Raw genomic sequence first — 7,442 nt, forward strand, 5'->3', positions numbered from 1 at the left:
CCCACCGGTAGTCGCGCACCACGTCGAGCACCGGCGCGAGGCCCTGGTGCACCCCGACCCCGGCCAACCCGGCGCCGATGGCCGCGGCCATCTCCCGCACCAGCGCCGGATCCCAGGTGGCCGCCCAGGCCAACGAGGTCGGGAACACGGTGGCCTGCCAGGTGGTGAACCCGGTCAGGCATTCCTCGTGCGCGATGGCCGGGATGCCGAAGCGGTTGGCCGCGACCACCTTCTGCTGCAGCGCGGCGAGCCGGGCCCGGCCCTGCTCCGGCGCCAGCGGGGAGGTGCCGAACACGCGGGTGAGATGGCCGAGGCCGTCCACCACGGCCTCCTCGAAGGTCTCGGCGTGGCGGAAGCTCTCCTGCATCGGCGCGACGTCCCCGGCGGTGTCGTGGCCGGGCCACGTGCTGCCGAGTTGGCGGGCCTTCTCCGAGGGGGTCATCGCCGCGAGCAGGTGGCGGGCGCGGACGTCCGCGGGCAGGGAGGTGTCCTTCCACAGCCCGGTCTGCGGACGTGCGTCACTGATGGTCACGATGGTTCTTCCGTTTCTACGCGCGGTACGGCGGCGGTCGGTCGACCTGCCGGCAGCCGGCGGCTACTTGCCGCCGGCGCCCATCAGCCCGGCCACCAGGGCTCGGCGGGCGAAGAGGTAGACGACCAGGATCGGCACCGCGGACATCAAGACGGCCGCGAGCAGGGCCGGAACGTCGTCGCTGTAGGTCGAGACGAAGTTGTACAGGCCGAGCGTGGTCAGCTTGGTGGAGTCGGACTGGGTCATGATCAGCGGGAACAGGAACCCGTTCCAGGCCTGGAGCGCGGCGAAGACCCCCGCGGTGGCGATGGACGAGCGCGAGAGCGGCACGACCATGTCCATCAGGACCTTGCGCGGGCTGGCGCCGTCCAGGGCCATCGCCTCGTACAGCTCCCCGGAGATCTCCCGCATCCCGCCGCTGATCACCAGCACGCTGACCGGCATCGAGAACGCCGCGGTGGGCAGGATCACGCCCCACAGGGTGTCGTAGAGCCCCAGCTGGTTGATGATCAGGAACAGCGGGATGATCACCGCCTGGGCCGGGATCGCCAGGCCCAGCAGGAAGATCCGGAACACCCCGCGGGTGATCCAGCCGGTCCCGCGCACCACCGCGTAGCTGATCGGCACGCACATCGCCAGCACCAGGGCGACGCTGGCCGCGGAGACCAGGATCGTGTTCCCGATGTAGCCGACGAACCCGCTCTGGATCACGCTGGTGACGTTCGAGAACGTCAGGTGCGTGGGCAGCGAGAGCGGCCCCTCCTGTGCGTACGAGGACTGGGTCTGTAAGGCCGCGCTGATCAGCGCGTACAGCGGCACGCCGATGATCAGCAGCCAGACGAGGGTGGCGACCCCGGAGAAGTAGTTGGGGCGCTGGTTGTACGGACGGCGCGTTCTCACAACCCCTCCAGGGTGCTGTTCATCTTGTGGTAGCCGGTCAGCCGCACCAGCAGCAGCGAGGCGCCGGTGGCCAGCAGGAGCAGGAAGGTGGCGACCGCGCTGGCGTAGCCGTAGTCGTAGGTGACGAACGCGGTCTGGTACATCTGGAACGGCAGGATCGCGGTGTCGGTACCCGGGCCGCCGTTCGTCAGCAGCAGCACGACGTCGAACGCGGTCAGCCCGCCGACCACCATGAACGTGGTCGAGGTGACGACCGTGTTGCGCAGCTGCGGCAGCGTGATCGACCAGAACTGCCGCACCCGCCCGGCCCCGTCCAGCTCCGCGGCCTGGTAGAGCGTCGCCGGCACGTTGCGCGCCGCGCCCTGGTAGAGCAGCGTGTGGAAGGGGATGAACTGCCAGCTGGTCACCGCGATCAGGCACACGATCGCGCCGGCCTGGGTGCCGAGCATGTTCTGGTCGCCGAGGAAGAGCCAGGACATCTTGGACGGCAGCCCGAAGTTCGGGTCCAGCAGCTGACGCCACATCACGGCCGTGGCCGCGGTCGAGAGCAGCAGCGGCAGGAAGAAGATCGCGGAGAGCACCGCGCGGTTGCGCTGGCGGCCGGCCGACCACACTCCCAGCAGGATGCTGATCGGCGCCTGCACGGCGATGTTCCCGACCAGCAGCACGCCGGTGACGAGCGTGGACTGCACCATCTGGTGGTCGCCCAGGAAGCGCGACCAGTTGTGCCAGCCGGTGAACTGCGGGGCCGTGATGCCGTTCCAGCTGGTCAGTGAGAGATAGACGACGCCGGCCATGGGCAGCAGGGCGAACAGGCCGAAGAAGAGCAGGCCGGGGACGGCCCACCCGACGCCGGGCCGCCCCTTGCCGGGGGCGGCTCGGCGGATCTCGGGCCCGGCGCCGGCCCGATGGCTCGGGCGGTCACCGGTGAGGGAGGTCATACGTGCTCGCACCCTTCTCAGCTCTGGATGGCCAGGACGTTGGAGACGAACTGCGCCGGGCTGTCCTGGCCGTTGAAGAGCTTCTGGATCTCGGTGAGCATCGGGGTGGCCAGGGTGGAGCCGAGCGCCTGGTCCCAGGACTGGGTGAAGGAGGGGGCGTCGGCGACCAGGTCGTAGAGGAAGTTCGAGTACGCCGGGTCGGAGGACTGGCTCAGCAGCGACTTCGTGTTCGTGGTCACCGGGACCTCGCCCATCTTCACCAGGCCGAGCACGTAGCTGTCGGAGAAGACGGTCTGCAGGAAGTCGGTCGCGGTGGTGCGGGCGGCGGCCGTGGTCATGGTGAGGTAGTTCGTCGGGTTGCCCGAGACGTTCTTCGGGTCGCCCTTGCCGCCGCCGATCGCGGGGAACGCGACGTAGCCGAGGTCGTTCGCGGTGAAGTCGGCGGAGATCCCCTGCAGGGTCGCGTAGTCCCAGGAGCCCATGAGCTGCATCGCGGCCCGGCCGGTGGCGAACAGGGTGGAGGTGCCGCCCGCGCCGTAGTTGACCGAGCCGAAGGTGGTGCCGAACGCCCCGGCCGCCACCAGTTCCTCGACCATCTGGGCGGCCTGCAGGATCGAGGGGTCCTTCCAGCCGGACCAGTCCCCGCCCGCGATGGACTTGAACAGGTCCGGGCCGGCCAGCCGGTCCACCAGGTACTCGATCCACATCAGCTCGGTCCACGAGTTCGCACTGGTGCCCGCGATCGCGAACGGGATGACGCCGCGCTTCTTGAACACCTGCACCAGGTTCAGCAGGTCGTCGTAGGTCGCCGGGGGCTGCACGCCGGCCTGCGCGAACAAGGACTTGTTGTAGTACAGGAACACCGGCTGGGTGCCGCGGCAGGGCAGGCCCACGAACTTCCCGTCCACGATGCCCGCCTGCAGCGGCGAGGCCAGGAAGTGCGACTTGAGCGAGGCGTCGAGCTCGACCAGCTTGCCCGCCTTCACGTACTCGCTCAGGCTCCCGCCGCCCCAGTTGAAGAACAGTCCGGGCATCGCGGAGGAACCCATCGCGGTCTGTATCTTGCTCAGGTAGCCGGTGGAGGCGATCTCGGAGAGCGTCACCTGGCCCTTGGCGGTCTTGTTGAACGCGGAGATCGCGGCCTGCTGGACCGTGTTGGTCGGGTCTACCTGGGTCCAGTACGAGACGTCGCCGTCCGGTGAACTCGAGGAGGCTCCGGCGGACTTGAAACCGCAGCCGGCCGTCGTGGCCATCACAGCGGCACCGCCCGCGAGTGCGGCGAGCACCTGCCTTCTCGACATGTTGTTCATCATTGAACGCCTCTGATTCCGTCTCGGCTGAAGGGTGTGCCGCGTCAGTGTCACGTTGATACGCGGCAGTGGATTCCATCGCCGCGAACGCGGCGGGAGCTTGCCGCGGGCGGCTTGGAGACAAGTTAGGGTTTGCCGCGAGCGCGAAACAAGCGGTTGCGGGCGCAGATCCCGAAAGACTTTCGAAGCGGCCGCGAACCGCACACCGCCCTGTCCAGGGATCACCTGGGCGTCCGCCGCCGCGCGCGGGCGAAAGCACGGTTACCCGAAAGTCTTTCGGCGCCGCGGGGCAGTCGGCGCGGTCGGCGCGGTCGGCGCGGTCGGCGCAGTCGCGGGAGGGGTTGAGACCGTGCGTGGAAAATGCGGGGGAAAAGGCGCGCGGTTCAGCTCGCGGCGCGCGGGGGCGCCGTCGAACTGCGCAGCATCAGCTGGGTGGCGAGCTCGATCCGCATCGAGGCGGGCGGCCTTCCCTGCGCCAACTGCAGCAGGATGCGCGTCGCCTCATGGCCCAGCTCCTCGAAGGGCTGGCGCACCGCGCTGAGCGGCGGGCAGGCCATCGCCGCGACGAGCGAGTCGTCGAAGGACATCACGGCCAGGTCCTGCGGGACACTCAGCCCGCACTGGCGCGCCGCCTCGAGCACTCCCATGGCCTGTGAATCACTGGCCGCGAACAGCGCGGTGGGCCGATCCGGCAGCCGCAGCACGTGCACCGCGGCGTGCCTGGCCTCGTCGTAGTCGAAGTCGGTGGAGCGCACGATCGCCGGGTCGAAGGCGATCCCGGCCTCCTCCAGCGCAGCGCGATAGCCGTGCAGCCGGGCCGAACCGGCCGGCGAGTGCGAGCGGCCCGCGATCATCCCGATCCGCGTATGGCCGAGCTCGAGCAGGTGGTGCACCGCGTCCTTGGCGCCGCTCCAGTTCGTCACCCCGATACAGGGGATCTCCAGCGACGGCGTGCTGAGCGGGTCGACCAGGACGACCGGCAGCTTGTCCTCGACGATGTGCCGCTGATCCTCCTCGGTCAGCATGGAGATCACCACGATCAGGCCGAGGGCGCCGAGCGCCACCGACTCCTTGAGCCAGTGCGCGATCGGCCGCGCGCTCGTGGTGCCGGTGACCACGTTCACGCCCATCAGGCCCGCGGCCTCCACGATCCCGCGCACCACCTCGAGGGTGTAGGGACCGGACAGGTCGCGGAAGACCGCCACCACCTGCCGCGCCGTCGTCGCCTCGCGATCCCACGGGCGCACGTAGCCGTGCCGGGAGAGCAGCTCCTCGATCCGGTCCCGCGTGCTGGGACTGACGTCACGCCTGCGGTGCACCACCTTGGAGACGGTGCTCAACGAGACGCCCGCCTCCTCGGCGATCGACGTCAACTTCCCGTACTGCGCATCCAGATGCGCCTTGCTCTGAGTTGCCACTCCACGCCTGACCCACGTACCGACACCCGTGCGCGGCTCGCCGCGCGTGTTGACACTGCCTGCCGCAAGCTAGCCGCCCGTCGGCCCAAGGGCAAGACGGGCCCGCAAGACGGCCCCGCCGGCCGACCCTCGGCCGGCGGGAAACCGCGTCATCTCAGGACGAGACCTCGACCAGGGACCACAGCTGCGAAGTCGCGCCGGTGTAGGCCTGCTGGACCACCTGCGCGCCGTCCGCGGTCGAACTCCCGGACACGCTCAGGGCCAGGCCCGAGTTGCGGTTGACCAGCTCGTAGTAGGACCCGACCGCGACCAGCTGCCACTGCTGGTCGTAGCTGGCGTTCTGCACCCACTGCACGGCACTCGCGCCGCTCGCGGTACTCGCCTGCCAGATGCCCAGGGCCCGGCCGCTGTTGTCGTCGAGCAGCGCGTCGTACCCGTTGCCCAGGCTGGTCAGGTGCCACTCCTGGTCGGTCGAGCCGTTGCTCGTCCACTGCACCACGTCCTGCCCGTCGAGCAGGTCGGCGCCCAGCACGCCGAGGTCCTTGCCGCTGTTCTCGTTGACCAGCCGGTAGTAGGCGCCCACGGAGCCGCCGAAGTCGACGTCGGCGTAGTTGATCGTGGTCTTCCCGCCGATGATCTCCACCCGGCCGGTGGCCGGGATGTAGGTCAGGCTGCGGCTGTAGGCGGCCGGCATGCCGGTGCCCTGCTGCGTCCACGAGCCGGTACTGCTCCCGCTCGCGTCGGTCCAGACGCTCCCGCTGCCCGCCGCGTTGAACAGGATGCGCCCGTTCGGCAGCCGCAGCAGCACCGGGCTGCCGCCCTGGGCCAGCGCGCTGGAGCCCGAGGTGACCGGCAGGGAACTGATTCCGGTGCCGGCCGTGCCGCCCACCGCGTAGAAGTCGAGCGGGTTGCTGGAGAGCTTGTACCGGACGTTGTCGCCGCCGCCCCAGTACTCGAACGTCATCAGCCACATGCCGTCGCTGGTCTCCACGACGTTGGTCATGCCGGGACGGCCGCCGCCGATCTCGGTGTAGCCGGAGGAGTTGGTGACGGTGGTCCCGGAGACGTCCACCACCGGGCTGCTCCACGCCGTGGAGCTCGATCCGCTCCAGGTCCGGTGCGCCAGGATCTGCAGGTCGGGGTCGGGCGTGGTGGCGTTGTTCGGGTCGAGGGTGGCGACGCCGGTGGAGGCGTTGTAGCCGGTGTAGTCGTTCTCGTCGGAGTAGTAGCAGACAAGCTCATTGTCATACACCATGAGATACGGCTCCCACACCGGGTCGTTCTCGTGGTAGGTGTCCTCGGTCGCCGGATAGCTGTAGCCGTTCGACCAGCCGCCGGTCGCGATGATGTTGACGAAGCTCCACGTCGCCCCGGAGTCGGTGCTCGCGTAGAGCGCGATCGCGGTGTCGTTGCGGTCCCCGTCGTGGGTCGGCGTGTAGCTGCCGTTGGCCTTGACCTGGTCGAGGTAGTAGGAGTCGTCGGCGGACACCACGGAGGCCATCACCAGCGTGCCCGCGGCCAGGGTGCCGACCGCCTGCGGCAGCACGTACAGGTACGGGTTCGTCCAATTGCTGACGTACTGCGCGTCGGCGGAGTTCGAGGTCAGATACGCCGGCGCCTGGACCCCGGTCAGATACTGCCAGGTCGTGCCGTTGTCGTCGCTCTTGTAGATCGGGATCGTCTGGCCCTTGGCCGAGCCGGCCGAGGTCACCGTCGACTCCTCGAACGCCGCCACCAGCCGCCCGCTCGGCAGCGCCGCCGCCTTCGGGTACAGCACGCAGTTCGTGTAAGCCTTCGTGCACGCGGTGGTGCTCGGCAGCGAGTAGAGCGTCTGCTCGGTCGGCGCGGACGCGAAGGCCGGGGTGCACAGCGCGAACACCGCCGAGCCCGCGGCCACCGCGGCGACGAGGGCCGCGCGAAGCCGGGATCTGGTACCAATTTTCACTGTGCCTCCTGAGCTGGGCACGACGAGATCGTGATCGAGAGGCCGCCGTGACCAGAACCGTCCGGCCCAGACATCAGCGGCGTGGGCAGGGGGAAAGCTAGATGACACCCCGATCGCGGAGCAACGGCTGATTACGCAAGAGTTTCGGAAGGGTGACGAGCTCTCGCGGAGCGTCGGGCCTGTTATCTATACGGTAATCCGTCAGCGCGCGGGGTGCGGCGGGACGACGGGCGGCAGGACGCCGCCCCGTGGAACCGGTCCGATCAGGGGGCTTACTCAGCCTGGAACGCGGCGACGTAGCGGGCGCTGGAGGCCTGCCAGGACAGGTCGGCTTCGAAGGTGGCGCGCAGGCGTTCGCCGAGTTCGGCGCGGGCGGGGGCGGGGGTGGCGAGGAAG

Annotated in this window: 6 protein-coding genes; all 6 read right to left on the reverse strand. The window is 69.4% G+C overall.

Going from position 1 to position 7,442, the window contains the following annotated elements; all coding sequences use genetic code 11:
* The coding region (locus KDL01_RS37235; protein ID WP_307846769.1) for a glycoside hydrolase family 3 N-terminal domain-containing protein at nt 1-532 on the reverse strand (532 nt) is incomplete at its 3' end.
* A gap of 63 nt (nt 533-595) precedes the next feature.
* Nucleotides 596-1,432 carry a carbohydrate ABC transporter permease gene (locus KDL01_RS37240; protein WP_212533423.1) on the reverse strand — a complete coding sequence of 279 codons (837 nt, stop codon included), beginning with the start codon at nt 1,430-1,432 and terminating at the stop codon, nt 596-598.
* Nucleotides 1,429-2,373: a carbohydrate ABC transporter permease gene (locus KDL01_RS37245; RefSeq protein WP_212533424.1), complete on the reverse strand. Its 945-nt coding sequence runs from the start codon at nt 2,371-2,373 to the stop codon at nt 1,429-1,431. Before KDL01_RS37245 ends, KDL01_RS37240 begins: the two co-directional genes overlap by 4 nt.
* 17 nt (nt 2,374-2,390) lie before the next feature.
* The gene (locus tag KDL01_RS37250; RefSeq protein ID WP_212533425.1) at nt 2,391-3,674 is read right to left on the reverse strand and encodes an ABC transporter substrate-binding protein; all 1,284 of its coding nucleotides are present in this window, start codon (nt 3,672-3,674) and stop codon (nt 2,391-2,393) included.
* A gap of 392 nt (nt 3,675-4,066) precedes the next feature.
* Complete coding sequence (locus tag KDL01_RS37255; RefSeq protein WP_212533426.1) at nt 4,067-5,101, reverse strand: LacI family DNA-binding transcriptional regulator; 1,035 nt, start codon at nt 5,099-5,101, stop codon at nt 4,067-4,069.
* 154 nt (nt 5,102-5,255) lie between these two features.
* Nucleotides 5,256-7,046, reverse strand: a complete 1,791-nt coding sequence (locus KDL01_RS45705) for an RICIN domain-containing protein (protein WP_212533427.1) — start codon at nt 7,044-7,046, stop codon at nt 5,256-5,258.
* Nucleotides 7,047-7,442 lie beyond the last annotated feature (396 nt).

This window comes from Actinospica durhamensis, from assembly GCF_018139695.1.
Taxonomy (GTDB): Bacteria; Actinomycetota; Actinomycetes; order Streptomycetales; family Catenulisporaceae; genus Actinospica; species Actinospica durhamensis.

Bases quoted from the DNA above. Each gene is read 5' to 3' on its own strand.
- KDL01_RS37245 (WP_212533424.1), bottom strand. From the start codon at position 2,373: ATGACCTCCCTCACCGGTGACCGCCCGAGCCATCGGGCCGGCGCCGGG.
- KDL01_RS37250 (WP_212533425.1), bottom strand. From the start codon at position 3,674: ATGTCGAGAAGGCAGGTGCTCGCCGCACTCGCGGGCGGTGCCGCTGTG.